Origin of the sequence: Roseivivax halotolerans (assembly GCF_900115815.1) — a bacterium.
GTDB lineage: Bacteria > Pseudomonadota > Alphaproteobacteria > Rhodobacterales > Rhodobacteraceae > Roseivivax > Roseivivax halotolerans.
Map to the genome: position 1 here is coordinate 1 of NZ_FOXV01000008.1, position 25,743 is coordinate 25,743.

The 25,743-nt window shown below is 64.4% G+C and carries 27 protein-coding genes; 14 read left to right on the forward strand and 13 right to left on the reverse strand.

Annotated elements, in window-relative coordinates:
* The 4 genes from BM171_RS19110 to BM171_RS11815 form a co-directional block, all read left to right on the forward strand.
* Positions 1 to 214: hypothetical protein (locus tag BM171_RS19110; protein ID WP_217646704.1), on the forward strand; the 214-nt coding region annotated here is incomplete at its 5' end.
* 36 nt (positions 215 to 250) lie between these two features.
* Positions 251 to 1,336 (forward strand): TRAP transporter substrate-binding protein, encoded by a 1,086-nt coding sequence (locus BM171_RS11805; RefSeq protein WP_093012389.1) that lies wholly within the window; start codon positions 251 to 253, stop codon positions 1,334 to 1,336.
* Positions 1,337 to 1,457: 121 nt separating this feature from the next.
* Positions 1,458 to 2,369, forward strand: a complete 912-nt coding sequence (locus tag BM171_RS11810; protein WP_175497542.1) for a TRAP transporter small permease subunit — start codon at positions 1,458 to 1,460, stop codon at positions 2,367 to 2,369.
* A gap of 60 nt (positions 2,370 to 2,429) precedes the next feature.
* Entirely contained in the window at positions 2,430 to 4,790 is a 2,361-nt protein-coding gene (locus BM171_RS11815) for a TRAP transporter large permease (protein WP_093012395.1), read from the forward strand.
* Positions 4,791 to 4,877: 87 nt separating this feature from the next.
* On the opposite strand, the gene BM171_RS11820 is transcribed toward BM171_RS11815, so the two are convergent.
* The 3 genes from BM171_RS11820 to BM171_RS11830 form a co-directional block, all read right to left on the reverse strand.
* Entirely contained in the window at positions 4,878 to 5,690 is an 813-nt protein-coding gene (locus BM171_RS11820; RefSeq protein ID WP_093012398.1) for an arginyltransferase, read from the reverse strand.
* 89 nt (positions 5,691 to 5,779) lie between these two features.
* Complete coding sequence (locus BM171_RS11825) at positions 5,780 to 6,223, reverse strand: RDD family protein (RefSeq protein WP_093012401.1); 444 nt, start codon at positions 6,221 to 6,223, stop codon at positions 5,780 to 5,782.
* Between the two features lie 68 nt (positions 6,224 to 6,291).
* The gene (locus BM171_RS11830; protein ID WP_093012404.1) at positions 6,292 to 6,714 is read right to left on the reverse strand and encodes a DUF2852 domain-containing protein; all 423 of its coding nucleotides are present in this window, start codon (positions 6,712 to 6,714) and stop codon (positions 6,292 to 6,294) included.
* A gap of 176 nt (positions 6,715 to 6,890) precedes the next feature.
* Between BM171_RS11830 and BM171_RS11835 the strand changes: the two genes are divergently transcribed.
* Positions 6,891 to 9,671 carry a [protein-PII] uridylyltransferase family protein gene (locus BM171_RS11835; RefSeq protein ID WP_093012407.1) on the forward strand — a complete coding sequence of 927 codons (2,781 nt, stop codon included), beginning with the start codon at positions 6,891 to 6,893 and terminating at the stop codon, positions 9,669 to 9,671.
* Positions 9,668 to 9,940, forward strand: a complete 273-nt coding sequence (locus tag BM171_RS11840; protein WP_093012410.1) for a hypothetical protein — start codon at positions 9,668 to 9,670, stop codon at positions 9,938 to 9,940. The genes BM171_RS11835 and BM171_RS11840 overlap by 4 nt, the downstream gene beginning before the upstream one ends.
* Positions 9,941 to 9,944: 4 nt before the next feature.
* On the opposite strand, the gene BM171_RS11845 is transcribed toward BM171_RS11840, so the two are convergent.
* Both BM171_RS11845 and edd read right to left on the reverse strand, forming a co-directional pair.
* Positions 9,945 to 10,589: a bifunctional 4-hydroxy-2-oxoglutarate aldolase/2-dehydro-3-deoxy-phosphogluconate aldolase gene (locus tag BM171_RS11845; RefSeq protein ID WP_175497543.1), complete on the reverse strand. Its 645-nt coding sequence runs from the start codon at positions 10,587 to 10,589 to the stop codon at positions 9,945 to 9,947.
* A 55-nt stretch (positions 10,590 to 10,644) separates the two neighbouring features.
* Positions 10,645 to 12,450 (reverse strand): phosphogluconate dehydratase, encoded by a 1,806-nt coding sequence (gene edd, locus BM171_RS11850; RefSeq protein ID WP_093012413.1) that lies wholly within the window; start codon positions 12,448 to 12,450, stop codon positions 10,645 to 10,647.
* 235 nt (positions 12,451 to 12,685) lie between these two features.
* Between edd and BM171_RS11855 the strand changes: the two genes are divergently transcribed.
* The 4 genes from BM171_RS11855 (at position 12,686) to BM171_RS11870 (ending at position 16,320) form a co-directional block, all read left to right on the forward strand.
* Positions 12,686 to 13,357, forward strand: coding sequence for a DUF6778 family protein (locus BM171_RS11855; protein WP_245760248.1), 672 nt, complete (start codon positions 12,686 to 12,688; stop codon positions 13,355 to 13,357).
* Positions 13,358 to 13,394: 37 nt separating this feature from the next.
* Positions 13,395 to 14,597: an RSP_2647 family RNA methyltransferase gene (locus BM171_RS11860; RefSeq protein WP_093012416.1), complete on the forward strand. Its 1,203-nt coding sequence runs from the start codon at positions 13,395 to 13,397 to the stop codon at positions 14,595 to 14,597.
* Positions 14,594 to 15,157, forward strand: coding sequence for an RSP_2648 family PIN domain-containing protein (locus BM171_RS11865; RefSeq protein WP_093012419.1), 564 nt, complete (start codon positions 14,594 to 14,596; stop codon positions 15,155 to 15,157). Before BM171_RS11860 ends, BM171_RS11865 begins: the two co-directional genes overlap by 4 nt.
* Before the next feature lie 77 nt (positions 15,158 to 15,234).
* Positions 15,235 to 16,320: an ABC transporter ATP-binding protein gene (locus BM171_RS11870; RefSeq protein WP_245760249.1), complete on the forward strand. Its 1,086-nt coding sequence runs from the start codon at positions 15,235 to 15,237 to the stop codon at positions 16,318 to 16,320.
* A 146-nt stretch (positions 16,321 to 16,466) separates the two neighbouring features.
* Here BM171_RS11870 and BM171_RS11875 read toward each other — a convergent pair whose 3' ends face one another.
* Entirely contained in the window at positions 16,467 to 17,144 is a 678-nt protein-coding gene (locus BM171_RS11875) for a helix-turn-helix transcriptional regulator (protein WP_093012422.1), read from the reverse strand.
* A 211-nt stretch (positions 17,145 to 17,355) separates the two neighbouring features.
* Between BM171_RS11875 and BM171_RS11880 the strand changes: the two genes are divergently transcribed.
* From BM171_RS11880 to BM171_RS11895, 4 genes are read left to right on the forward strand one after another with little or no spacing between them, the layout of a single operon-like run.
* A complete protein-coding gene (locus tag BM171_RS11880) occupies positions 17,356 to 17,574 on the forward strand; it encodes a twin-arginine translocase TatA/TatE family subunit (RefSeq protein ID WP_093012425.1) in 219 nt (72 codons plus the stop codon).
* Positions 17,575 to 17,585: 11 nt separating this feature from the next.
* Entirely contained in the window at positions 17,586 to 18,041 is a 456-nt protein-coding gene (gene tatB / locus BM171_RS11885) for a Sec-independent protein translocase protein TatB (RefSeq protein WP_093012428.1), read from the forward strand.
* Positions 18,038 to 18,922 (forward strand): twin-arginine translocase subunit TatC, encoded by an 885-nt coding sequence (tatC, locus tag BM171_RS11890; RefSeq protein WP_093012431.1) that lies wholly within the window; start codon positions 18,038 to 18,040, stop codon positions 18,920 to 18,922. The genes tatB and tatC overlap by 4 nt, the downstream gene beginning before the upstream one ends.
* Positions 18,919 to 19,761 carry an ATP-binding protein gene (locus BM171_RS11895; protein ID WP_093012434.1) on the forward strand — a complete coding sequence of 281 codons (843 nt, stop codon included), beginning with the start codon at positions 18,919 to 18,921 and terminating at the stop codon, positions 19,759 to 19,761. Before tatC ends, BM171_RS11895 begins: the two co-directional genes overlap by 4 nt.
* A 15-nt stretch (positions 19,762 to 19,776) precedes the next feature.
* On the opposite strand, the gene BM171_RS11900 is transcribed toward BM171_RS11895, so the two are convergent.
* The 7 genes from BM171_RS11900 to purF all read right to left on the reverse strand — a co-directional run bounded on the left by BM171_RS11900 (position 19,777) and on the right by purF (position 25,629).
* A complete protein-coding gene (locus BM171_RS11900) occupies positions 19,777 to 20,955 on the reverse strand; it encodes a LysM peptidoglycan-binding domain-containing M23 family metallopeptidase (RefSeq protein WP_093012437.1) in 1,179 nt (392 codons plus the stop codon).
* Between the two features lie 71 nt (positions 20,956 to 21,026).
* Positions 21,027 to 21,671, reverse strand: coding sequence for a protein-L-isoaspartate(D-aspartate) O-methyltransferase (locus BM171_RS11905; RefSeq protein ID WP_093012440.1), 645 nt, complete (start codon positions 21,669 to 21,671; stop codon positions 21,027 to 21,029).
* A complete protein-coding gene (surE, locus tag BM171_RS11910) occupies positions 21,668 to 22,453 on the reverse strand; it encodes a 5'/3'-nucleotidase SurE (protein WP_093012442.1) in 786 nt (261 codons plus the stop codon). Before surE ends, BM171_RS11905 begins: the two co-directional genes overlap by 4 nt.
* A 90-nt stretch (positions 22,454 to 22,543) precedes the next feature.
* Entirely contained in the window at positions 22,544 to 23,185 is a 642-nt protein-coding gene (locus BM171_RS11915; RefSeq protein ID WP_093012445.1) for an SDR family NAD(P)-dependent oxidoreductase, read from the reverse strand.
* Positions 23,186 to 23,218: 33 nt separating this feature from the next.
* On the reverse strand, positions 23,219 to 23,494 hold the full coding sequence (locus BM171_RS11920; RefSeq protein WP_093012448.1) for a hypothetical protein: 276 nt from the start codon (positions 23,492 to 23,494) through the stop codon (positions 23,219 to 23,221).
* Positions 23,495 to 23,605: 111 nt separating this feature from the next.
* Entirely contained in the window at positions 23,606 to 24,172 is a 567-nt protein-coding gene (locus BM171_RS11925; RefSeq protein WP_175497544.1) for a DUF2199 domain-containing protein, read from the reverse strand.
* Positions 24,169 to 25,629, reverse strand: coding sequence for an amidophosphoribosyltransferase (purF, locus tag BM171_RS11930; RefSeq protein ID WP_093012454.1), 1,461 nt, complete (start codon positions 25,627 to 25,629; stop codon positions 24,169 to 24,171). Before purF ends, BM171_RS11925 begins: the two co-directional genes overlap by 4 nt.
* Positions 25,630 to 25,743 lie beyond the last annotated feature (114 nt).

Genomic DNA, 25,743 nt, shown 5'->3' on the forward strand with positions numbered 1-25,743 from the left:
GCTATTTGGGGAGCGCGCGCGCCATGGCGCTCAGCACCCCGACACTGGCCTGGTTTTGCGCCGCCACGTGGCCGGTTATTACTCCGCCGTTGACATCCGTCCGTTAGAAATCAATAGTTGTTTCGTGACGACGTTATTCTGGCTACCTTTTCAACACTTAACGATCCGCTTGGGCAGGGCGATTCGTGATTTACGGGGACAGGGAACCCCGTGATTGCATCCTCCCAAGCTATAAAACGGGAGGAAATCTATGGATCGTCGTTCTTTTCTGAGAAAGTCCGCTATCGGCGGCTCTGCCGCTGCGGCTTCAACGCTCGCGGCGCCGCTCTATGCACAGGGCAATCGCACGCTGACGATGGTGACCTCGGTCCCCGACGGCTTCGCGATCTTCGATGACGCGGCCAATTACGCGGCAAATGCCATCACCGAGATGACCGACGGTCAGATCACCATCAACAAGCAGCCCGCCGGCTCGCTCGTTGGTGCGTTCGAAGTGTTCGACGCCGTATCTTCCGGCCAGGCTGACCTTTACCACTCGGCCGAGTATTACTTCCTGAACCAGCACCCGGGCTTTGCCTATTTCACCGCCGTGCCTTTTGGCATGACGGGCGTCGAGATGCTGGCCTGGTACTATCACCAGGGCGGTGCGGAGCTGCACCAAAACCTCGCGAGCCTCTTCAATCTGCGTCCGTTCCTTGCGGGGAATACCGGGATGCAGCCGGGCGGCTGGTTCAATTCCGAGATCTCGTCGGCAGATGACCTGCAGGGTCTGCGCTTCCGGATGCCGGGCCAGGGCGGCCAGGTGCTTGGCCGGCTCGGCGCATCGGTGCAGAACATTCCCGGCGGCGAGATCTACCAGGCCCTTTCCTCGGGCCAGATCGACGGCGCGGAATGGATCGGGCCGTTCGCGGACGAGCGTCTTGGCTTCCAGGAAGTCACCAGCCTCTACTACACCGCCGGCTTCCACGAGCCGGGCTCGGCGCTGTCCCTGTCGATGAACCTCGACGTCTGGGAAAGCCTCACGCCGGCGCAGCAGCGCATCGTCGAGATCGCCTGCGAAGCGACCCACGCCAACAACCTGGGGATGTCCTGGGCAGAGAACGGCGCGGCGCTCAAGCGTCTTCAGTCCGAAGGCGTCCAGGTGCGTGAATTCCCCGACGATGTCTGGCAGGCCTTCGGCACGGCTGCGGCGGAAGTCCGGCAAGAGAGCATGAGCGACGACCTCTTCGCGGAAATTTCCAACAGCTACTTCGAGGCGATGGAATCGACTTCCGCCTGGTGGGAGATCGGCGATGGCGAGTATATCCGCCAGCGCAACCGCGTGAACGCGGGCTGATCGACACTCCACGACAGATCCGCCCGGTCCCTGCCGGGCGGATTATCTTCGCGATACGAAAGACGAGGCGGCGCGCGTGGCCCGGCAACCCGGCCGTGATGTCTGCCCGGAGGGAAGCCACTTGATCGAGTTCGTTCTTTGGTTTGTGACGAACATAGTGCTCGCGCCATATAACCTGCTTCTGGCGATCGCCAATCCAGCCGCCTGGCTGAACTGGTCGAACCCCGAGGCGGTGATGCGCTTCATCTATTACGGGGCGTCGGTCGAGCTGTTCTTCGTCGTGTTCACGGCCTTCGTGGTCGTCACTCTGATGGGCATGTTCTGGCGGCGCAGCATCCTGTGGGCCGGCGTGCGTATCCTCGAAGGGATCGCGAACGCTGTCGGCCGCACTGCAGCCTGGGCCGGCCTTCTGATGGTTCTCGTCCAGGTGATGATTGTTTTCCTGCAGCGTATCTTCCGCGTGGCGGAGATCCAGCTCGGCCCGCTCGGCACGACGCTCGCGATGGACTTGAGCTGGTGGGCCGAGGGCCTGAAATTCTACAATGCGCTGGTCGTGACGCTTTGCGTGTCCTGGACCTTTGTTCAAGGCGGGCATGTGCGCGTCGATCTTTTCTATTCGAAGGTCAAGTTCCGAACCAAGCGCGTCATCGATATGTTCGGCGCGATCTTCTTCATGATGCCGGCGATCGGCCTGACCTATCTCTACGCCTGGTTCTTCATGTGGCGGCACCTGATGACGCCCGCAGTGACCTCAACGAGCGATCTTGACCGGATGCTCATGCAATCGCGGATCTTCCGATGGAACGTGGAGACGATCGGCTTCAGCCCGAATGGGTTCAACGCGTATTTCCTCTTCAAGGTGCTGATCGTGGTGTTCTGCGTGATGGTGCTGATGCAGGCGGTCGCGGTGTTCTGGCGGGCGTATTGCGAATTCGTGGAAGGGCCCGAGAGCGAGGACAAGTATCTCGATCGGGACGTCACCGGCAGCGCGGCGCAGGACATCGAACACGCGGCGCATTCGGGATATTCCTGAGCGGCCGCTTAAAGGGAACAAAGACGCCCGCTGCAGGGCGCAGCTGAGGGACGGACAGACATGCTTTTCGGGTTGGATGGGGTCGAGATCGGCCTGATCATCGTATTCCTGACGCTCTTCGCGGGAATCATGACCGGCTTCCCGGTGGCCTTCGCCATCGGCGGCGCGGGCGTTATTTCCTTTGCCATCATCGCAGCGCTCGACGGGGCGGGTCTTCTGATCCACCAGGCGATCGATGTCGGATCGGCGGAATATTCCGCGCTTCTGGCCGAGGGCGTGGCGCGGGACGCGATATCGACCTTCACTTTCCCGGAATTGCCCCGAATAGAAGAGCCGCTCTTCCCGGGCGGCTGGGAGCAGGCGCTTGAGCGCAACATCTCCTTCATCGTCAACCGCATGAACGAGCGCGTCATCGCGGGTCAGTCGATCGAGACGCTGCTTGCGGTCCTCATGTTCGTCATGATGGGCATTACGCTTGAGCGTTCGCGTATCGCCGAGGATCTGCTGACCACGATGGCGAAGGTCTTCGGCCCGTTGCCGGGCGGCCTTGCCGTGTCCATCGTCATCGTCGGTGCCTTCCTGGCGGCCTCCACCGGTATCGTCGGGGCGACGGTCGTGACCATGGGTCTTCTGGCCCTCCCGACCATGCTGCGGAACAATTACTCGCCCGAACTGGCAACGGGTGTCATCGCGGCAAGCGGCACGCTCGGTCAGATCATCCCGCCGTCGATCGTCATCGTTCTTCTCGGCACGCTTGTCGGAGACCTCTACGCGACGGGACAGGAAACGCGGGCGCAACTCGCCGGATGTACGGACGCTCTGACATATCTCGGTGAGCCGGCCGTTCTGTCGGTCGGCACGCTTTTCCAGGCGGCGCTGCTGCCCGGCCTTTTCCTCGCTTTCCTCTACGCGGGATATGCCTTCTGCTTTGCGCTGTTCCGTCCGAACTCGGCGCCGCCGGTGATCTCGACCGATGCGAGCGGCGGAGAATACGTGACGCCGAATGAAGCGCTGACCTGGTATCTTCTTGCTCCGGTCGGTCTGATGGTCGCTGTCGTCATCGGCTTCTCCACCGGCATCATCGGCAGCCAGTCGATCACGGTGTCGGATTATGCGGACACCGGAGGCAGCAGCGCGGCGCTCCGGACGAACGTCTCGCCGCAATGTCAGGAGGCGATGATCGAACTGCACGGCCAGGCCGCCTGGGACCGGGCGGTGGAGACGCGGGCGGCCGAAGGGGGGAGCGCGACCAACGAAGTCGTAGAGCTCACCGAAGAGGAACGTGCCGCGGCGCTCGAGGCTGCACGCACCAACGCACCGCCGATCGGCACCGGCATCGCGGTCATGTTCACGATTCTCGCTCTCACGCTCATCGTCGCGCGCGGCGTCGCACCGAGCGCATCACCGGTTCCGCTGATCGTCGGTGCCGCGGGCGTTGTGCTCGCCTTTCTGCTCGACATCCTCTTCGTCTTCCCCGGCACGGGGCCCGCGGCCACGTTCCTCATCATGACGATCCCGATGGCGCTGACACTCTTCGGAACCACCTACGCGATGAAGCGGCTCTCGCAGAATGATCTTCTGCGCGTGGTCTTCCCGCCGCTCGTTCTGATCGTGGCCGTGCTGGGCTCGATTCTGGGAGGGATCACCAACCCGACGCCGGCTGCGGCGCTCGGCGCGGCCGGGGCGATCATGCTCGCGGCCTATCGCAAGCTGAAGGAAGAGGGCAATCCGCTCGCCAAGATCGTCATCTGGGCGTCCTTCGCGATCGTCATCATGATCTTGTTCGGCGTGAATTTCGATCTCAGGATCACGCGTGAGAACGTGCCCACCGCGGATTGGGTCGCCTATATCATCGCGCAAATCGCCTACCATTTCGCGTTTTTCGGGCTGCTCTACAGCTGCTGGGTGCTGTTCCGGATGACGATCCTGGGGCCGGTCGTGCGAGAGACGGCGAAGGTGACCTCGATGGTCTTCACCATCCTGATCGGCTCACAGCTTCTGAACCTCGTGCTGATCTCCTTCGGGGGCGAGCATTACATCCAGCAATTCCTGCGCTCGTTCGAGAACGAGCTTGCGGTCTTCCTGCTGGTGATGCTGATCCTCTTCATCCTGGGCTTCGTGCTCGACTTCCTCGAGATCATCTACATCGTCGTTCCCATCGTGGGTCCGGTGATCTATGGCGGAACGCTCGATCCCAAATGGGTGACGATCATGATCGCGGTGAACCTGCAGACCTCGTTCCTGACGCCGCCTTTCGGCTTCGCGTTGTTCTACCTGCGCGGGGTTGCTCCGAAGGAAGTGACAACAGGCCACATCTATCGCGGCGTGTTGCCCTTCGTCGGAATCCAGGTTCTGGGGCTCGGGCTTCTGTGGCTCTTCCCGGGGATCGTGACCATCGTTCCGGATCTCATTCCGAACTGAGGCAGGCCGTCGAAACAAAGAAAAACGCCGCGAGGAAATCCTCGCGGCGTTTTGCATTGGTGGAGGCGAGACGCTTGGCGAACGTAATCAGCGCACGGTATCGGGGAGCGAGATATTCGCGACTTGCTCTGCGATGGGGTTGGTCCCGCCGGGATTCAGATCGTCCGAGAAATCCTCGTCGCCGTGAAGCCGGGTCCACTCGCCACCACGGAAGACCTCTAGACCGGTGAAGTTGCGCTTGTAGCCCATCTTGGCGCTGCCGGGCACCCAATAGCCGAGATAGACGTAGGGCAGCCCCGCATCCCGCGCGATCTCGATGTGATCGAGGATCATGTAACCGCCCAAGGATTGCCGCGGCAGGTCGGGTTCGTAGAAGGAATAGACCATCGACAGCCCGTCATCGAGCACGTCCGTCAGGCAGACGGCGGTCAGGTGATCGCTCTCGCGGTCGACATATTCGATCACTCGGCTGCGGATCGGTGTCTCCTCGATCATCGCGGCGAACTCGAAGATGTCCATATCGGCCATTCCGCCATCGGCGTGACGATGGTCGAGATAGCGCCGGAAGAGACCGTATTGCTCCTCGGTGGCCCAGGGGCTCGTCGCGCGGCGCACGAGGTGCGCGTTTCGCTTCGCGGTGCGCTTCTGGCTCTTGGACGGGGCGAAGCGCGCGACGTCGATCCGCGCCGACAAACAGGCCGCGCAGTCGGAGCAGGACGGACGGTAGAGCACGTTCTGCGAACGCCGGAACCCCTGTTTCGACAGCGAGTCGTTCAGTTTTTCGGCCTGCGGTCCCTGAAGCGCTGTGAACAGCTTCCGCTCTATCCGTCCCTCGAGATAGGGGCACGGCTGCGGGGCTGTCACGTAGAACTGGGGGGCAAGCGGAAGGGTGTGGCGCATGGTGGGCGTCGGTCCGGGATACTCGTCAGATGAACCCGAACGGTAGCAATGAAACTTGGGCGCGCCAAGATGTGACGCGCACCTATCTTTCAGGCCCGCCGGTTCAGCATGACGGTGCCGAGAACGAGGTCCGAAAGACCCTGGCGGCGCTCGGTCGTGAGCATCAGAACGATGGAGCCGACCTGCACGATCGCGGTCGAGATGGACAGCGCGTAACCAAGCGTATGGAGGAAGGCGAGCCCGGTATCTAGGCGCTGCCCGTAGGCGTCGCGCAGCTCGATCGCCATGGCGCGCATGCCCCAGGTGGCCGAACCGTTCGCGAGCGTGATCCAGCGGTAGACGAAGCTGATCGCAAGCCAGACGACCGGCAGGAAGAACAGCGCGATGCCGAGCGTGAAGACCACCACGGGCACGACCAGAATGCCGACGAGGATCGTGTCGATCACCCAGGCCAGGAAGCGCTTGGAGGTCACGCTGTCGTAGAATTCCGGCTGCGCGACGGGATCGGGAAGATGGTCAGTAACAGCGTGCATGTGCGTCTCTCGTTATCCTTGTGACGGTCATGGCTCCGGGACCCATATGGGCCCCGGATCCGGGTTTGTCAGGAGGCGTCCGCATCGCGCTCGTCCTTTGCGCGGCTTTCGCGCTCGGACATGAACTCGTCGAACTCGGCCTTGTCGCGGGCTTCGCGCAGGCGATGCAGGAAGCTCTCGAACTCGGCCTGCTCTTCCTCGAGCCGGCGCAGCGTCTCGGTCTTGTAGGCGTCGAAGGCGGTGTTGCCCGACCCTTTCATCGCTGAGAAGGCGTGACGGGTGGAATGACTGCGGCGGGACGTGCAGGAAAACATGCGTTTGCTCCAGATCATGTAGGCAAGAAGGGCGAGGCCCACGGGCCAGAAGAACACGAAGCCGAGGATCATCGCGACGATCCAGGCGGCCTTGCCTTTCCGGTCGAGCCACGCTTCGGCGCGGCTGAGCCATCCCGCAGTCGCGGGAAGCGTGGACATCTGTGCGGTACTTGTCATTTCGGTCTCCTTCGAATGCGGATCAGATCGCGGTTTCGTTATGTAAATGTGCTTCACATCACATGAGATCGGTATCTGCCATGTCGCTTTCAAGGGTCGATGTGAAATGTTTTTACATTTTTGGTGGAAAGATTGATTTCCTTGCAGTTTCTCGGTGGACATGGCCAAGTCCAGACATGGATTTCGCCTCCCGTATCACCCGCTCACCCCGACCTTTCGATGCCGAACAGGGCGAGGAGGCACGCGCCGCTGTTCCCTGGGCGTCGCCTGACGTCGCGGAGGTTGTCTCGGGCGCAGGCGGCTCTGCACCGTATCTCAAGACGCTGATCGAAAAAGAGAGCGATTGGCTCGAAGGCGCGGTCGACGATGCCGAAGGCGCGATCGCGGCGCTCTTTGCGTCGCTGAAGTCGGGGGCCACAGGGGATCGCGCGGCAGATTTGCGGCGAGCCAAGCGCCGGGTCGCGCTTTTGACGGCCCTGGCCGATCTCGGCGGTGTCTGGGACCTCGAGACGGTGACAGGCATGCTTACCGACTTCGCGGACCTGTCGGTGCAACTTGCGCTCGAGGCTGCGGTGGGTGCCGAGATCTCGCGCGGCAAGCTGCCCGGCGCGACGGAGGATGACATACCGCAGGCCGGCGGCATGGTGGCGCTCGCGATGGGCAAGATGGGCGCGGGCGAGCTCAATTATTCCTCCGATATCGACCTCATCTGCCTGTTCGACGAGACGCGGTTCGATCCCGACGATTTTCACGACGCGCGATCGAGCTTCGTGCGCGCAACGCGCAAGGTCTGTCAGATGCTCTCGGATCACACGGCTGAGGGGTATGTCTTCCGTACCGACCTGCGCCTGCGCCCCGATCCGGCAGTCACGCCCGTCTGCATGGCGATGGAGGCGGCGGAGCGCTATTACGAAAGCCTTGGACGCACTTGGGAACGCGCGGCCTATATCAAGGCGCGCGCGGCCGCAGGCGATGTCGATGCGGGCGAGCGGTTCCTGACGGCACTGACGCCGTTCGTCTGGCGGCGCCATCTCGACTTCGCCGCGATCCGCGACGCCCATGACATGCGCCTGAAGATCCGCAAGCATAAGGGGCACGGGCAGCGCATCGTGCTCGAAGGGCACGATATGAAACTCGGTCGTGGCGGCATCCGCGAGATCGAGTTCTTCACGCAGACCCAGCAGATCATAGCGGGCGGCCGCGATACGGATTTGCGCGAACGTGGCACGGTGACTGGACTGACGCAGCTCGCAAAGAAAGGCTGGATCCCGGGCGATACGGCCGAGACCCTGTCGCGCCATTACCGGGCGCATCGGGAAGTCGAGCATCGCGTGCAGATGATGAACGACGCGCAGACGCACCTGTTGCCGAACAACGAGGAAGGGTTCGAGCGGCTCGCGGCGCTCATGGGTCGCGATATCAAGGACTTGAAGGGGGATGTTCGAGCGCGACTTGAAGAGACGCACGCGACGACAGAGGGCTTCTTCACGCCGGACAATGGCAGCGCCGCGCCCGAAGCCGATGCGGATTTCGGTGCCGAGATTATCGGGCGCTGGCCAGCCTATCCCGCCTTGCGTTCATCGCGCGCGGTCGAGATCTTCGAGCGGCTGAAGCCAGAGATCCTCGCGCGCCTGCAAAAGGCAGCGCGTCCTGAGGAAGCGCTGGTCGCCTTCGACGGCTTTCTCGAAGGGTTGCCGGCAGGCGTCCAGCTCTTCTCGCTGTTCGAGGCGAATCCGCAGCTTATCGATCTTCTGATTGATATTGTCGCGACATCACCGGATCTTGCACGGTATCTTTCACGCAATGCCAGCGTCTTCGACGCGGTGATCGGTGGCGATTTCTTCGAGGAATGGCCGGGTCTCGAGGCATTGACCGCGTCGCTCTCGGCGACGCTCGAGCGGGAAGGCGATTACGAAAGCCGACTCGATGCGGCGCGGCGCTGGGGCAAGGAATGGCACTTCCGGGCGGGCGTGCATCTGTTGCGCGGGCTGACGACACCCGACGAGGCCGCGCGGCAATATTCCGACGTGGCGGAAGCTTCGCTCGCCGCGCTCTGGCCGGTCGTCTGCGAATATTTCTCTCGTCGTCACGGTACGCCTCCGGGCCGCGGGGCCGTCGTCCTCGGTATGGGTTCGCTTGGTGCGCGGCGTCTCCATGCGCGCTCGGATCTCGATGTTATCGTGATATATGACGCGGCGGGCATCGAGGCTTCTGACGGGAAAAAGTCCCTGTCTTCAAGAGCCTATTATGCGCGGCTCACGCAGGCGCTGGTTGCCGCGATCACCGCGCCGATGGCAGAGGGCCGTCTTTACGAGATGGATATGCGCCTGCGCCCCTCGGGCAATCAGGGGCCGGTCGCCACCGCGCTCCAGGCGTTCAAAGACTACCAGGAAAACGAAGCCTGGCTTTGGGAGCATCTCGCGCTTACGCGGGCGCGCCCGGTCGCGGGGCAAGCCGAGCTTGCGCGGGAGGTGGACGAATTTCGCGACACTCTCCTTGCGGCGCGACGGGGGCGTCGGGAGGTGCTCGGCGAGGTTGCGAGCATGCGGGCCCGGATCGCGTCGGCCAAGGGGCCGGGTGGAGGCTGGGATCCCAAGATCGGACGCGGCCGGATGCAGGAGATCGAGCTTCTCTCGCAAGCCTGCGCGCTCCTTGCGCCAGCGACGCCGCGCGCTCTGCCCGAGGCTCTGGACAGCGGCGTCGAAATCGGTCTTCTCGAGCCTCGAGATGCGGAGACGCTGAAATCTGCCTATGCGCTTCTCTGGTCAGTGCAGGTCTGCGTGCGCCTGATCTCAGATGGCGCGTTCGATCCAGCGGACGCCGGCGCCGGTGCGGACGCATTTTTGCTGCGCCTAACGGAGGCAGGCGATATCGCGGGGCTCGAAGCGGACATGGAGGCACGGGCCGAGGCGGCGGGCCGTGTCATCGACCAAGTGCTGGAGAAAGGCACGGAATGAAAGAGACACACCAGATGGACCCCAAGGGTCTCATTCGTGAGGCCTACCGGATCGACGGGATCACGGCCGAGGATTGTCGCACGATCTTTCTCGACTGGGCATTGACGCTGCCGGTCGAGGTCGACAACGGGCACGCGATCGAGACCATGCTCGAACTCCACGGCATCGAGGGGCATCCGATGACGAAAGTTCTTCGCGAGGGGCTGAATACGCTGCAACAGCCGCGCCGCCGGGGCGGTGCAAGCGGGCGCGGACGCTCCTCTCATTGAGGGCTCAGCGGGGTAGTCCGGCCGCTTCCTTTGCAAGGCGCGTGATGCCCTCCCAATCGCCGGATTGCATCATCTCTTTCGGGGCGACCCAAGAGCCGCCGACACAAAGCGTATTGGACAAACCGAGGTAGTCGGGCGCGTTCGCAAGCGATACCCCGCCCGTCGGGCAGAAACGAACCTGCGGCAGCGGCGCCCCGATGGCTTTCAGCGCCTTGGCGCCGCCATTGGCCTCGGCCGGGAAGAACTTCTGTACAGTGTAGCCGCGTTCAAGAAGCCGCATGACTTCGGTCGACGTGGCCGCGCCGGGCAGGAGCGGCAGGTCGTGCGCCTCGCAGGCATCGAGAATCGCATCGGTCGCGCCGGGCGAGACGCCGAAGCGCGCGCCAGCTTGAACCGCAGCCTCGACATCGCGTGGCGATAGGAGCGTGCCCGCGCCCACGACGCCGCCCTCGACCTCTGCCATCTCGGTGATCGCCTCCAGCGCCACCGGCGTGCGGAGCGTCACTTCCAGAACCGGCAGCCCGCCCGCGACCAGCGCCTCGGCAAGAGGGCGGGCATGCGCGACATCGTCGATGACAAGAACGGGAATGACCGGGGCGAGCCGGCAGAGCGCTTCGGATTTCTGGCTGGCTTCGGTTGCGGTAATCATCGGTCGGGCCTCGGGCGTCTTGAGTTGATCGGATTGGCGGTGAAGGGCAGGGCGGTCAGACGACCACCGCCGCCCCGTTCGAGGCAAGGCCGACATTCTGGCGGAACGCTTCGAAGAGCTCGCGCCCGACCCCGTGGCCGTTGTCGGTGAGGTCTGGCGTGGCTGCCTCACGGCTGTCGAAATCCTCGGCAAGGCAAGTGATCTCGCCCTTGACGGCATCGACGCGGATCATGTCGCCGTCACGCACGCGGGCGAGCGGGCCGCCCTTGGCCGCCTCTGGCGAGAGGTGGATACAGGACGGCACCTTGCCGGATGCGCCGGACATACGTCCATCGGTCACGAGCGCCACCTTCAGCCCCCGATCCTGAAGAACGGCGAGGGTTGGGGTCAGCGAATGCAGCTCGGGCATCCCGTTCGCGGTCGGGCCCTGGAAACGCACGACAACGACGGTGTCCTCGGTGAACTCGCCGGCCTTGAAGGCCGTTTTCACCGCTTCCTGATCCTGGAAGACGCGCGCCTTCGCCTCGATGACATGGCGCGAAGCTTCGACCGCCGAGGTCTTCATCATGCCGCGCCCGAGATTGCCGTCGAGTTGCTGCAGCCCGCCTGTCGGCTGGAACGGATCGGAAGCGGGACGCAGGATCTTGTCGTTCTGCGTCTGGCCCGCCCCGGGCGCGTAGACGACGCGTTCGCCTTCGAGCTTGGGCTCCTGGGTGTAAAGCGACAGCCCGTCGCCCGCGACGGTGCGGACGTCGTCATGCAACAGCCCTGCGGAGAGAAGCTCGCCGATCATGTAGGACAGGCCGCCCGCGGCGTGGAAATGGTTCACGTCGGCAAGCCCGTTCGGATAAACCTTCGCCATCAGCGGAACGGCGTTGGAGATCTCGTCGAAATCCTCAAGCTCGAGCTCGATCCCTGCGGCGCGCGCCATCGCGGGCAAGTGCAGGACGAGGTTCGTTGATCCGCCCGTCGCCATCAGCCCGACGATCCCGTTCACGAAAGCCTTCGCATCGAGGATGTCGCAGACAGGGCGGTAATCGTTGCCGAGGGCGGAGATCCCGGCGGCGCGTTCCGTTCCCGCGCGGGTGAGCGCGTCGCGGAGCGGTGTGTTCGGGTTGACGAAGGATGCGCCCGGCAGGTGCAGGCCCATGAACTCCATCAACATCTGGTTGGAATTGGCGGTGCCGTAGAAGGTGCAGGTGCCCGGCCCGTGATAAGAGGCCATCTCGGCTTCCATCAGCTTGTCCCGGCCCACTTCTCCGGCGGCGAATTGCTGGCGGACCTTGGCCTTCTCGTCATTGGGCAGGCCGCTTGTCATCGGCCCCGCGGGCAGGAAGATGCCGGGGATGTAGCCGAAGGTCGCCGCGGCGATCACGAGGCCCGGCACGATCTTGTCGCAGACCCCGAGATAGAGCGCGGAGTCGAACGTGTTGTGCGAGAGCGCAACGCCCGCCGCGAGCGCGATCACGTCACGCGAGAAAAGCGACAGCTCCATCCCGACCTGGCCTTGGGTGACGCCGTCGCACATCGCCGGAACGCCGCCTGCGACCTGCGCGGTGGCGCCGGCATCGCGCGCCGCGGCGCGGATGAGATCAGGGAAGCGCTCGAACGGCTGATGCGCCGAGAGCATGTCGTTATATGCAGTGACAATTCCGATATTCGGGCTGCGCTCACCAGCGAGGGCGGCCTTGTCGTCGCCCATCGCGGCGTAGGCATGGGCCTGGTTGCCACAGGACAGGTGCGCCCGGCGGGGGCCTTCATCCGCCGCGCGCCGCATCCGGTCGAGATAGGTGCTCCGGCGCGCTTCGGAGCGCTCCTCGATCCGTTCGGTGACTTTGGCGATGGTGGAATTGAGGGTCATCGAGGCGATCTCCCGTCTGGCATTACGGCTCTCATCTAGCTTGGTTAGCGCTAACGGTAAAGCGGAAACCCGTAACTCAAGAAGGGTATGCGCGTTCTCGAGCGGGCCGGACGGTCCCATATCGCGACGCCGCCCTTGCGCGAAAATGACCCCGGACACGCCCCAATCGCGCCTCAAAGGACGGTCATCAGAGGAGAGTGCAAGAAAAAGCGCTCTGCGTGAATGGAGTGTCAGAATGATTACGACGAAACATGTCCTCGGCCTTGTTGCCCTTCTTGGTCTGTCGGCCTGCGCCAGTGTCGATACCGCATCCCGGAACGATACCGGCATCACCAGCGCACCGGCCGCGATTGCCGCGCCCGCAGGTGCTACCGAAGCGGCCCCGCGCCTCGCGCAGATTGCGCTGACCGGCTACGAGGTCGAGGTTCCGGGCTATCTGAAAGTGTCCGAAGCCAACGCGTATATCCCGCGTGCCGACATCGTCTGGCGCGGCGATGCGCCGGGTGACCGCTACCGCCAGGTCGAAGCGATCTTCGAGGCCGGGCTCGCCCAGGCCGCGCCGACCCTCCAAGGCGGCGTTCCGGCCCATGCCAAGATCACCGTGCGGCGCTTCCACGGCCTGACGGAAAAGGCGCGCTACACGACTGGCGGCGTTCATAACATCATCTTCGACCTTGCGCTCTACGACCCCGCGACGGGTGCGCTGCTTCGGCCGGTGGAGACGGTGCATGCGGACATGCGAGCGCTCGGCGGCAACCGCGCCATCGAGGCCGATGCGGCAGGACAGACGCAGAAAGTGCGCGTGACCGAACACCTGCGCCGGACCCTCCTTGAAGAGTTGACCCAGCCAGGCGGTCACGAGAATGCGCGGCTCGGCGTGATCCAGGCGCTGAATTACGCGCGCTGATCTTCCCCCGGCTCTAGCGAGTGGATAAGAGGGCGCCATGACAGCGCCCTCTTTTTCGTATCCCGTCCTCCGCATGAAGCCCAAGGCCAATGCCCGTGCCATCCGGCGTGGCTTTCCTTGGGTCTTTTCCAACGAGCTCGTGCTCGACCGCCGCGCCAAGGCGTTGGCGCCGGGCAGTATCGCGATCCTCGAAGATGCCGAGCATACCCCGCTCGCGCTTGTGGGCGTGAACCCTGCCTCCAAGATCGCAGCGCGCGTTCTTGATCGCGACACCAACGCCACGATCGACCGCGACTGGCTCGAGGCGCGGCTCGCCAAAGCGCTGTCCCTGCGCCAACGGCTTTATGACGCGCCGTTCTATCGTCTCGTTCACGCCGAGGCAGACGGTCTGCCGGGGCTGATCCTCGACCGTTTCGGCGATACCGTTGTCGTGCAGCCCAACGCCTTCTGGGCCGATACCTTGATCGAAGAGATCGCCGATGCGCTGATGGCCGTCACGGGCGTCGCCAACGTTCTGAAGAACGCAGGTGGGCGGGGACGGCACCTCGAAGGGCTCGATGATCTGGACGTGACGCTTCGCGGTGAGGCCCCGGATGCGCCAATGACAGTCGAGATGAACGGCGCGCGATACATGGCGGATCTGACTGGCGGGCAGAAGACGGGCCTTTTCTTCGACCAGCGGCCCAACCAGGCCTTCGCGCAGCGCCTGGCACAAGGCGCGCGCGTTCTCGACGTCTTTTCCCATGTCGGCGGCTTTGCACTGGCTGCGTTGGCGGGCGGGGCACGCTCGGCGCTCGCCGTCGACGGCTCGGCCCCGGCGCTCGCGCTCGCGCGGAACGGCGCCGAGGCGATGGGCGCAGCGGAGCGGTTCGACACCCGCGAAGGGGATGCGTTCGAGACGCTGCAGGCCCTCGGACAGGAGGCCGGGCGCTTCGACCTCGTGATCTGCGATCCGCCCGCATTCGCGCCCGCCAAGCCGGCGCTTGATGCGGGGTTGCGCGCCTATGAGCGCGTGGCGCGTCTCTCGGCGCCGCTCGTCGAGGAGGGCGGCTACCTCGTCCTCTGCTCCTGCTCGCACGCGGCGGACCTGTCATCGTTCCAAGGGGCGTGCCTGCGAGGCATCGGCCGGGCCGGCCGCCGGGCGCAGCTCATCCACACGGGCGGTGCCGGGCCCGACCATCCGCTCCTGCCGCAACTGGCCGAGAGCGGATATCTCAAGGCATTGTTCTTCCGGCTGTGAAGGTTCTGATCGACACCTGTGTGCTTTACCCGACGGTCCTGCGGGCTGTCACGCTGGGTGTGGCGCGCACGGGGGCGTTCACGCCGCTATGGTCGGCTCGAATCCTCGAGGAATGGGCGCGCGCGGCCCGCAAGCTTGGCCCGGGCGGCGAAGCGCAGGCGCGCGCCGAGATTGCGGAGCTGCGCCAAGACTGGCCCTGCGCCGAAGTGGCCTGGCCGTCTTCGCTCGAGGCGCGGCTCTGGCTGCCCGACCCGAACGACGTGCACGTGCTGGCGGCGGCGATCGCGGGCTCGGCGGATGTCATCCTGACGCACAATGCTCAGGATTTTCCGCGTGGTCCGCTCGCCGACGAGGGGCTGTCCCGCGCGGATCCGGATGGGTTTCTCCTCGGCATCTTCAAGGCCGATCCCGAAGGTGTCGCAGCCGCGGCGGATGCGGTTCTCACCGAGGCACGCCGCCTCTCGGACGCGGATTGGCAGATCCGCCCGCTTCTCAAGAAGGCCGGTCTGCCGCGTCTTGGCAAAGCCCTTGCGTCTCAAGGCGACGATGCCGCGTCTTGAACCCGGCACGGGCGGCTGCTAGCTGCCTGCGGAACCCGACGCTTTCCATCGGCTTTCATGGTAAGGAGGCCCGCGCGGTGCCCCAGAACGCGCCCCGGCTCGAGATCAGGAATCTGACCCGTACTTTCGAGGGAAAGACGGTGGTCGACGACGTGTCGCTGTCGATCCTGCCCGGCCATGTGACCTGTCTTCTCGGCCCATCGGGCTGCGGCAAGTCGACGACCCTCAGGATGATCGCGGGCGTCGACATGCAAAGCACGGGCGAGATCTATGTCGATGGCAAGCTTGTCTGCGACACGATCTTCCGCGTGCCGCCGGAGCGGCGCTCCATCGGTCTGATGTTCCAGGATTTCGCACTTTTCCCGCATCTGTCCGTGGCGCAGAACGTGGCCTTCGGTCTAAAAGGCGACAAGTCCGAGAACCGCGAGCGGGTCGAACAGCTACTCGACCGCGTGGGTCTTCTGCATTACATCGATGCTTTCCCGCACGAATTGTCGGGCGGTGAACAGCAGCGCGTGGCGCTCGCCCGAGCCCTTGCGCCGCGTCCGCGCGTGATGCTGATGGACGAGCCGTTCTCGGGTCTCGACAACCGGCTCCGCGACGGCATCCGGGACGAAACGCTCAGCCTTCTAAAGGAAGAGGGGACCAGCGTTCTTCTTGTCACCCATGAGCCAGAAGAAGCGATGCGCATGGCTGACGAGATCGCGCTCATGCGCGACGGGCGGATCGTGCAGCGGGGCGCGCCCTACAACATCTACAACGCGCCCGCGGACAAAGCGGCGGTGGCCTTCTTTTCGGACATCAACGTGCTGAGCGGCACGGTGCAGGGCGCGCTGACCGAGACCCCCTTCGGCCAGTTCCTCGCGCCGGGCGTGCCCGATGGCGGGCGCGTCGACATCGTCTTCCGCCCGCAGCACGTCTCCATCGATTTCGACCGCCAGGGACGCGGGCCGAACCCAACCTCGCTTCAGGGCACACCCGCACGCGGTGTCGTCGAGAGAGCGCGCTTCATGGGGTCCGAAAGCCTCGTCGAGTTTCGCATGGATCATGACATGCAGGTTCTGCGCGCGACGGTGCCCAACGTTTTCCTGCCGAAGGTCGGCACGCCGATGTGGCTGTCGATCCGGCGCGATCGGTGTTTCGTCTTTCCCTCGGACGAGTAGGTGACGTTGCGGCATCCAGCCGAGGCCCCCGAAACTTAAAGATCTCACTTCCGTGAATCTTTTCCGGAACGCTCGGTGCCTCTTATTAACGAGTCGTGACAAGTTTTCTTTTTTGGTTGGTTTGTATGTGCCGGGCGTTCCACGCATCAGCTTCGGTGTTCAGAGCTCGTATCCCGGTAATCGGAGAGCCGCTTGCCCGGCTCGTCAACGAACAATCCCGGCAACGGCTGCAGTGAGAGAACGCGGTCGATGCGAAACGTGTCGAAGGCGTTTGAGGTCTCGTCCCACACGATAGCTGTCCAGATCCGGCCCCAGTAATCGAGTTGCAGCGGCCTCACATCGCGGGTTTTCGGGTCGCCCCTGAGCGTCACGCGCAGTTTCTGGCGGGCGCGCACCGCCTTGCGGAAGGCTGGCATGTGCCGGAACCCTGCCGCGGCTTCCGCGAAAGGGTAGGTGGCAAAGCCAAAGCGCTTTGCGGCGTCGCTCGTGTCTTCCGGCAAAGCCGCGTCGAGCTTTTGCGATAATGTCAGGGCCGCTTCCGACAGGCTGTCGAGTTCAGCCGCGCCGACCGTGGCAAGACCCAGATGCAGCGCCTCCATTTCCTCGTCTGAGAGGTTGAGCGGCGGCAAGGTCGTCATGGGCCGCGCCGCGTAGCCGCGTCCGCGCGCGCCTTCGATCGGCACGCCCGAAGCGGACAGGGTGTCCATATCCCGGTAAATCGTGCGGAGCGAGACGCCAAGCGCGCGGGCCATATCCTCGGCGCGGTGCACCCGTCCGTCCTTCAGCCTCAGCATCAACTCGTAGAGGCGGTCGGCACGATTCATTCTCGCGATTCTCCGGGATAACGCGGCACTTTTTGCCATGAAGCTGACAACTGACAGGATAGTGACAAAATATTCGACATTTCCACCCTCGAAGTGTCAGGAAATCCGGCCTTTGGTGCTTTCACCGCTTCGGCTGAACCGTTATTTCACGTTGTGAATTTCGCGAGGTGCGCTCAGGGAAAGGCGGCCTTCGGATTTTGGGAGAACGGACATGCTCAACAATATCGGCCTTCCGGGCCTTCTTCTCATCGCCGTCGTCGTGCTGGTCCTTTTCGGACGCGGCAAGATCTCCAGCCTGATGGGCGAGGTCGGCAAAGGCATCACCGCCTTCAAGAAAGGCGTCAAGGACGGCTCCGAAGAGCTCGAAGACGACAAATCCGCCGAGGGCGCGCGCGACGTGACGCCCGAGGAAGAAAAAGACAAGGTCTGAGGCAAGCTTAGATGTTCGACCTCGGCTGGACCGAGCTGCTGGTCATCGGGATCGTCGCGCTTATCGTCGTCGGCCCGAAAGACCTGCCGGTGCTCTTTCGCAATATCGGCCGCTTCGTGGGCAAGGCGAAGGGCATGGCGCGCGAGTTTTCCCGCGCCATGAACGATGCCGCCGACGAGTCGGGCATGCGCGATGTGCAGAAAACCTTCAAATCGGCTGCGAACCCGATGAGTTCGGCGATGGACGGGGTCAAGGACGCCGCGCGCGACCTGTCCTCTTTCAGCGATCCGAACACGCCCGAGAAAAAGCCCGTCCGCGACGCCGAGAAAGACGCCGCGCGCAAGAAGATCGAGGCTGCCTCGGCACGCAAGGCCGCCGAACGCAAGCAGCGTGAGGCCGAGGAGGCCATGAAGAAGGCCAACGAGCTCGAAGAGCGCCTCGGCGGCGATGAGGAGAGCAAGACGTGAGCGCCCCTGACGAGATCGAGGACAGCTCCGCCCCGCTGATCGAGCATCTGGCGGAATTGCGGAACCGGCTGATCCATTCGGTCGTGGCCTTCCTCATCGGCATGATCATCTGCTTCACGGTGGCGACGCCGATCTTCAACTTCCTGACCGAGCCGCTTTGTCAGGTGCTGTCCGAACGTGGGCAGAATTGCGACCTGATCTTCATCTCGCCGCAGGAAGGTTTCTTCGTGGCGATCAAGGTCTCGCTCCTGGGCGGGTTTATCCTCGCCTTTCCGTATATCGCCAACCAGATGTGGCGCTTCGTGGCGCCGGGCCTCTACAAGTCCGAGAAAGGCGCGTTCCTGCCGTTCCTCGTGGCCTCGCCCTTCATGTTCTTCCTTGGCGCGTCGTTTGCCTTCTACGTGGTCACGCCGCTCGCCTATGACTTCTTCCTCGGCTTCCAGCAATTCGGCTCTGGCGGAGAGGCGGTCGTGGGTGAAGAGGTTCGCCAGGGTCTCTCGGTCGTCTTCCAGGGGTCCGCGCAGGAATACCTGAACCTCACGATCAAATTCATCGTGGCCTTCGGTCTCTGTTTCCAGCTTCCGGTTCTCCTGACGCTCATGGGCAAGGCCGGGCTCGTCTCGGCCAAGGGGCTCGGCGAGGTCCGCAAATACGCGGTCGTCGCCATTCTCGTGCTCGCCGCGCTCGTCACCCCGCCCGATGTCATCACGCAGGTGATCCTCTTCGTGGTGGTCTACGGCCTTTACGAAGTGTCGATCCTCCTCGTCGCCCGAGTGGAGCGCAAGCGTATCGCCGAGCTGAAAGAGCAGGGGCTCTGGTTCGAGGATGACGAAGAAGACGAAGACTTCGACGCGGCCAATGACGAGGATACGCGCCGATGAGCGCTGAGGAGTTGGCGCGGATTGCCGGGGCGCTTGAACGGATGGCCCCGGCGCCGCTCGCCGCACCGGATTTCTCAGCCGCCGACGCCTTCGTCTGGCATGTGAGCCCGGACCGGCTTCATCCCGTGACGGCAGTCAATCGCGTCGATCTCTCGCTGCTGCTCGGCATCGACCGGACCCGCGACACCCTTCTGCAGAATACCCGCCAGTTCGCGCGGGGCCTGCCTGCGAACAACGCGCTGCTTTGGGGCGCGCGGGGTATGGGCAAGTCATCGGTCGTGAAAGCCGTCCATGCGACGATCCTCGAGGAAGGTCTCGATCTCAAGATCGTGGAACTCCAGCGCGAGGATCTGCCTTCGGTCTCGCGGCTCCTGAACCACCTGCGCGGCGCGCCGCACCGGTTCCTGCTTTTCTGCGATGATCTGTCCTTCGGACATGACGACGAACACTACAAATCACTCAAGGCGGTGCTCGACGGGGGAATCGAAGGCCGGCCCGAGAACGTCTTGTTCTACGCCACCTCGAACCGCCGGCACCTGATGCCGCGCGACATGATCGAGAACGAGCGCTCGACCGCGATAAACCCCTCTGAAGCGGTAGAAGAAAAGGTCTCGCTCTCGGATCGGTTCGGGCTTTGGCTGGGCTTCCATCCCTGCAGCCAGGATGAATATCTCGACATGATCCGCGGCTATTGCCGCGCCTATGGCGTCGATATCGGGGAAGACCGGCTCTACGCCGAAGCGATCGAATGGCAGGCGACCCGAGGCGCGCGGTCGGGCCGCGTCGCCTGGCAGTTCTTCACCGATCTTGCAGGCCGCGAGGGCGTCCGCGTCGTCTGATCGCTGACGCCTGCCTCAGTTCAGGTAGAGGTTCGGGTCGACCGCGTCGAAGCCGTCGCGCACTTCGAAATGCATCCGTGCCGGATCGCCCGCGCGCACCTTCGCGATGCTCTGACCCCGGCTCACCGCGTCGCCCTTGGACACCGAGATCCCGTCGATATGCGTGTAGACGGTGAGGATATTGTCAGGGTGTTTGATGACGAGGATCGGAATGCCATCCGTGTTCGTCGTGATCGCGGCGACCGTCCCGCTGGCGGCGGCCTTGACCGAGGTTCCCGCAGGGGCCGCGATGTCGATCCCGTCATTGGTGCCGGGCGCGTATTCGCGGATCACCGAGCCGCTGACCGGCATCATGAAGGCGCCGCCCGAGCTTTGCGGCTCGCTCACCTGACCCACATCCGGGGTCGGAGCAGCTGCCGCGATCTCCTCCTCCTCGTCTTCCTCGGTCTGCTCCGTCGGTGCCGGAGGCAAAGGCTGCGCGGCGGACGGGGGCGTTGGCGTTGGTGAGCCTTGCCCGGGCTCGGCGACAGGCTCTTCAGCGACGCTGGTGGTTGTCTGCGCTTGCGAGGCGGCGGTGCTGGTCGGGATCAGCAGGTACTGGCCTTCGCGCACGGTATAGTTCTGATCGAGCCCGTTCCATTCGGCCAGCGCGCGGGGCGTCACGTTGTAGAGCCTCGCTATCGTGTAGGCGGTCTCGCCGCGCTCGACCTGGTGGCGCACGGGCTCTGCGCCGCCCGGGGCCGGGGCAAGCGTGCCGCTCGTGATCGGTGTGGGCGCCGCGGAGTTGATGGCGTTGTTCGCCAGAGACGCGATGTCGGTGCCGCCATTGGTGCCGGAGGGTTCCGAGACGCGGTTCGGCAGCGCGACGACTTCGCCTGCGCGGAGCGGGTCGTTCTCCTCGATACCATTATAACGGGCGAGCGACGCAGGCGTGACACCGACGCGCTGGGCCAGCGTGGCGAGCGTATCGCCGCGACGTGCCACGGCAACCTGGTAGGTCGGGTAGGAGATCACCCCCCGGCTGTCGGGGGCGGGCCGATCCGCCGTGGCGTTTACGGCGGCGTTCGTCGTATTCGCGTCGCCCGGCCGCATGTCGATGTCGAGCGGCCCCTCGCAGGCCGCCAGCACGAACGCCGTGAGCACGAGCCCGCCGGTGCGGATACTCGTCTGGAAGTGGCGGGTGCGATCTGCCATCTCGATGTCCCTCAATTTGCGCCGCTCCTTGTCCCCGGAGCGTCCGTTCCCTGTCTGGCGCGTCTGCGCCCTCAACTGTCCCGTCCGAGCCCCTCGACCAGCGGCACGAAGCGCACCGGGCGAAGCTCGTCATAATCAAATCCGGTCTCGCTGCGCGTCACCCGTATGAGGCGTTGCACCGCGTCCGACTGCCCGACCGGCAGGACCATGATACCGCCGATCTTGAGCTGCGCCAAGAGTGGCCCCGGCGGGTCTTCGGCGGCGGCGGTCACGATTATGCGGTCGAACGGGGCCTGATCGGGCAGACCGTGACTGCCATCGGCGGTAAAGGCGGTGATATTCACGAGCCCCATGCCGTCGAAGACCTCGCGCGCTTCGCGGACGAGGCGCATATGCCGGTCGACTGTATAGACCCGCCGCGCGAGCTGGCTCAGCACCGCGGCCTGGTAGCCCGACCCGGTCCCGACCTCGAGAACCTTGTCGCGCGAGCTGACATTGAGCGCCTGTGTCATCAGGCCAACGACCGAGGGCTGCGAGATGGTCTGACCGCAGGCGATTGGCAGCGGCATGTCCTCATAGGCGCGGTCGGTGAAATAGTGGCGAATGAAGGCGGCGCGATCGACGGTTTCCATCGCTTGCAGAACGCGGTTGTCAGTCACTCCGCGCGAGCGAAGCGCAAAGAGAAACTGCATCTTGCGTTCCGCCTCGGGCGTCATGAAAGCGCGTCTCCAAGATCGCTCAGCGCATCATGGGCCGTCAAATCCGCGCGCATCGGCGTGACCGAGATATAGCCATCGAGGTTCACCGCGGCATCGGCCTCGGGCAGGGTGCGCGCGCGCTGGTCGCCGCCCTTGATCCAGAGGAACCGGCGTCCCGCAGGCGAGAGCTGCGGCTCGACCGAGAAACCTGTGCCGGGCCGTTTGCCCTGGATCGCGGGCTTCATGCCCCTGACCGCGCTGGCTGGCACGGGCGGGAAGTTGACGTTGTAGAATAGCCGGTAGCCCGCCTCGGGCGTGTCCATAAGCGGCAGGAGCCGCCGGATCGTGTCGGCCCCGTGCGCCCGCGCGGCTTCGAACATATCAGGCGCGTTCCAGTTCTCGGGGCCAAGGAACTGCGACAGCGCTATTGCGGGCAGGTCTTGCAGCGCCGCTTCCATCGCTGCGCCGATCGTGCCGGAATAAAGGACGTTCTCGGCGGAATTGTTGCCGCGATTGACACCCGACAGAACGAGGTCGGGGGGCGTGTCCCGCATCAAGTCATGAATGGCGGCCAGCACGCAATCGGCGGGGCTGCCTTCGGCGGCATAGGTGCGCTCTGCTAGCTCGGAGACCATGAAGGGCCGCGAATAGGAGATCGTATGCCCGACGCCCGATTGCTCGAACGCGGGCGCCACAGTCCAGACCTCGCCGCCGGGACCGGCAATATCTTCGGCGATTTCGCGCATGGCTTTGAGCCCGGGGGCATTGATGCCGTCGTCATTGGTGATGAGGATACGCATGAAACCGCCTATTCGCCTGCTCTCGACGTGCATACGGAAAGGGGCCCAAAGGGGCAAGGTGCGCCAGCCCGCGAGTGCGGACTCAGCGACCTAGAGGATCTCGGGAAGGAGCGTTGCGGCCGCGTCTTGCGGGCTCGGCAGGCTGTCCGTGTCCTCACCCGGAAAGAACCGGCCGCGCGTGGCGCTGCGAAAGGGCTCGGGCGTCAGGATGCGGATATCGGGACCGGTGGTCGCGGTCTCCGCCGCCCAAGAGCGCACAAGCGCCATCTGTCCGGCTTTCGTCGAACCATAGAGACCGAAGAATTTCTGCCCGCCGCGCGGATCATCGAAGAAGACCGCGCGTCCCTCGGGACCGATCAACGCCGAGATGAACGGAATGAGATGCCCCATCGCGGTCATGTTGGTTTCGACCGACTTCGACCAATCCTTTTCGGTGACATGGTCCGCCGGCGTCAGCGGCCCCGCATGAACCGCGGTATGGATCCAAAGCGCGGCACCGCCCCACCGATCATGGATCGAGCGACAGAGATGTGCCATCGCATCGCGCTGTGTAATGTCCATCGGCGCGAGCGTCGCCTCGCCGCCGCGGGCCTTGATGCGGTCGTCGAGGTCTTCCAGCCCGCCCACGGTGCGCGCCACGGCGATCACGTGATATGTGTCCGAAAGCGCCTCGGCGAGGGCGAATCCGAGGCCGCGGGAGGCACCAGTGATGAGCGCTGCAGGTTTGGTCATGGCGAGGGCATGTGGATCAGCCCGAAGGCGGTGTCAACTCCCACGCCGGGTCTCGGGCATCTGTATCCAGGTCGTGCGCCCGGTATGGTCCGCGAGCGCCAGCCCGCGGTCGTCGATCGCCGCGACGACCTGCCGTCCGACCTGCGTGCCCGGCTCGACCTTGGCGGTCTCGCCCGACGGCAGACGCAGAAGCGCGGAGGGGTTTTCCTCGGTGCCCATCACGCCGAGAAGCGACAGGCGGCGAAGGTCGATTTCGGCACGGATCGTCGCCGTATCGGCGACGTTTTTCGGGGTTTGGGACTCGGCCATTTCTGCCTCACTGCGTTAACGTGCGCGGCGAGATATGGGGCCTGCCGCAGTGCAGCAAGGGGGCGCTCACCCCTTCGGCAAAAGGGCGCGCAGAGGCCGGCAAGGATTGGCTCAGGCCTGTCCCGTCAGGTGCGGGCGCAGGTCTTCACCAAGGCCCGCATAAAGATCGAGAAGCGCGTCGAAGGACAGACCGCCCGATGCGGCCTCGGCGAGCACGCTGCCGGGGTCTGGGGCAAACCGCGGGCGGGTATCGGGCGCGCCGAGGATCAAATTGCCGGTGAAGAGACCGGGGACCGGGGCGGGCAGAATGTTGGCGAGCGTCGCCGGAATGGACCTCTCGGCGCTTTCTCCCGCCTCGATCCGGTCGAGCGCCTCGTAGAAATCCTCGGGCGCGACCTCAGCCCAGGGCGCAAGGTGGACGGCGTCTTCAGCGCCGCGCACCGGGAAGGCGAGATGCGCGCGCAGGAAACGGCGCGCGCCAAGACGGCACAGCTCGGAAGAAAGTTTGTCCTCGCCTTCCGCGACAACATCCCCCGCCTCCGGCTCCGCGAAAGGCCAGTCGTCCGGCGCACCGAAACCGATATCGATCAGCCCGCCAAAACTCCGCCCGCAGCAGGGGCAGACATAGTCGGGATCATTCAGCCGCCGCCAGCGTGCGTCGAGGTCGAGGAGGTTCACTCCGCCGCCGTCTTGAGCTGGAAGCCCTTCTCGATCTGGTCGGAGGGCGCCACGGGGTATTCGCCGGAGAAACACGCATCGCAATATTGCGGCGCGGCGTCGTCGCGGCCCTTGGCTTCACCCACGGCGCGATAAAGCCCGTCGAGCGAGATGAAGCGCAGCGAGTCGATCCCGAGGTGATCGCGCATTTCGTCCTCCGACATGCTGGCGGCGAGCAGTTTCTCCCGCTGCGGCGTGTCGACGCCGTAGAAGCAGGGCCAGGCCGTGGGCGGGCTAGCGATGCGGAAATGCACCTCAGCCGCGCCGGCATCGAGGATCATCTCCTTGATCTTGCGGCTCGTGGTGCCGCGCACGACCGAGTCGTCGACGAGGATCACGCGCTTGCCCTCGATGAGGGCGCGGTTGACGTTGAGCTTGAGACGCACGCCCATGTTGCGGATCTGCTCGGTCGGCTCGATGAAGGTGCGGCCCATATACTGGTTCCGCACGATGCCCATGCCGTAGGGGATGCCCGATTCCGCAGCATAGCCGATGGCGGCAGGCGTGCCGCTGTCGGGCACCGGGCAGACGAGATCCGCCTCGACCGGCGCCTCTCGCGCCAGCTCCACGCCGATCTGGTGGCGGGTCTCGTAGACGGAGCGCCCGCCGATCAGCGAGTCGGGGCGAGAGAAATAGACATGCTCGAAGATGCAGAAGCGCGGACGCTGCGGGCGAAACGGACGATGGCTTTCGACACCTTTATCTTCGGTGATGACGACCATCTCGCCAGGTTCGATCTCGCGCACGAAGTCGGCGCCGATGATATCGAGCGCGCAGGTCTCGGAGGCAAGGCACCACGCATCGCCCACGCGTCCGAGGACAAGCGGGCGCACGCCCAGAGGATCGCGCACGCCGATGAGCTTGGTGCGCGTCATCGCTATGACCGAGAAGGCCCCTTCAACCCGGCGGAGCGCGTCTTCCATCCGGGCGGGGATGTCGCGCTGAAGCGAGCGGGCCATGAGGTGGATGATGCACTCGCTGTCCGAGGAGGACTGGAAGATCGAGCCGCGTTCGATGAGTTCGCGGCGCAGCGCGTCGGCATTGGTGATATTGCCGTTATGCGCGATGGCGACACCGCCCACCGAGAACTCGCCGAAGAAGGGCTGCACGTCGCGGATCTGCGTCGGACCCTTCGAGCCGGACGTCGAATACCGCACATGCCCGATCGCGAGGCTGCCCGGCAGGGTCTGCATCAGCGATTGCGATGTGAAATTGTCGCGCACATAGCCGAAGCGCCGCGCCGAGTTGAAACCCTGGCTCGCCTCGTAGGAGACGATGCCGCCGGCTTCCTGCCCGCGATGCTGAAGCGCGTGAAGGCCGAGGGCCACGAAATTCGCCGCGTCGCTTCCGCCGACAAGTCCGAAGATACCGCATTCCTCGCGGAGCTTGTCGTCGTCGAAGGGATGGGCGAGGGGCATTTGGGGGTCGGACAAAGGGCCGCTCCGAATCCATGTCTGCTTGCAGCCCGTACTTAGTCGCTCAAGCGCGCGCTGTCACGGAACTATCACAGAAGAATTGCCCGCTGCGACACG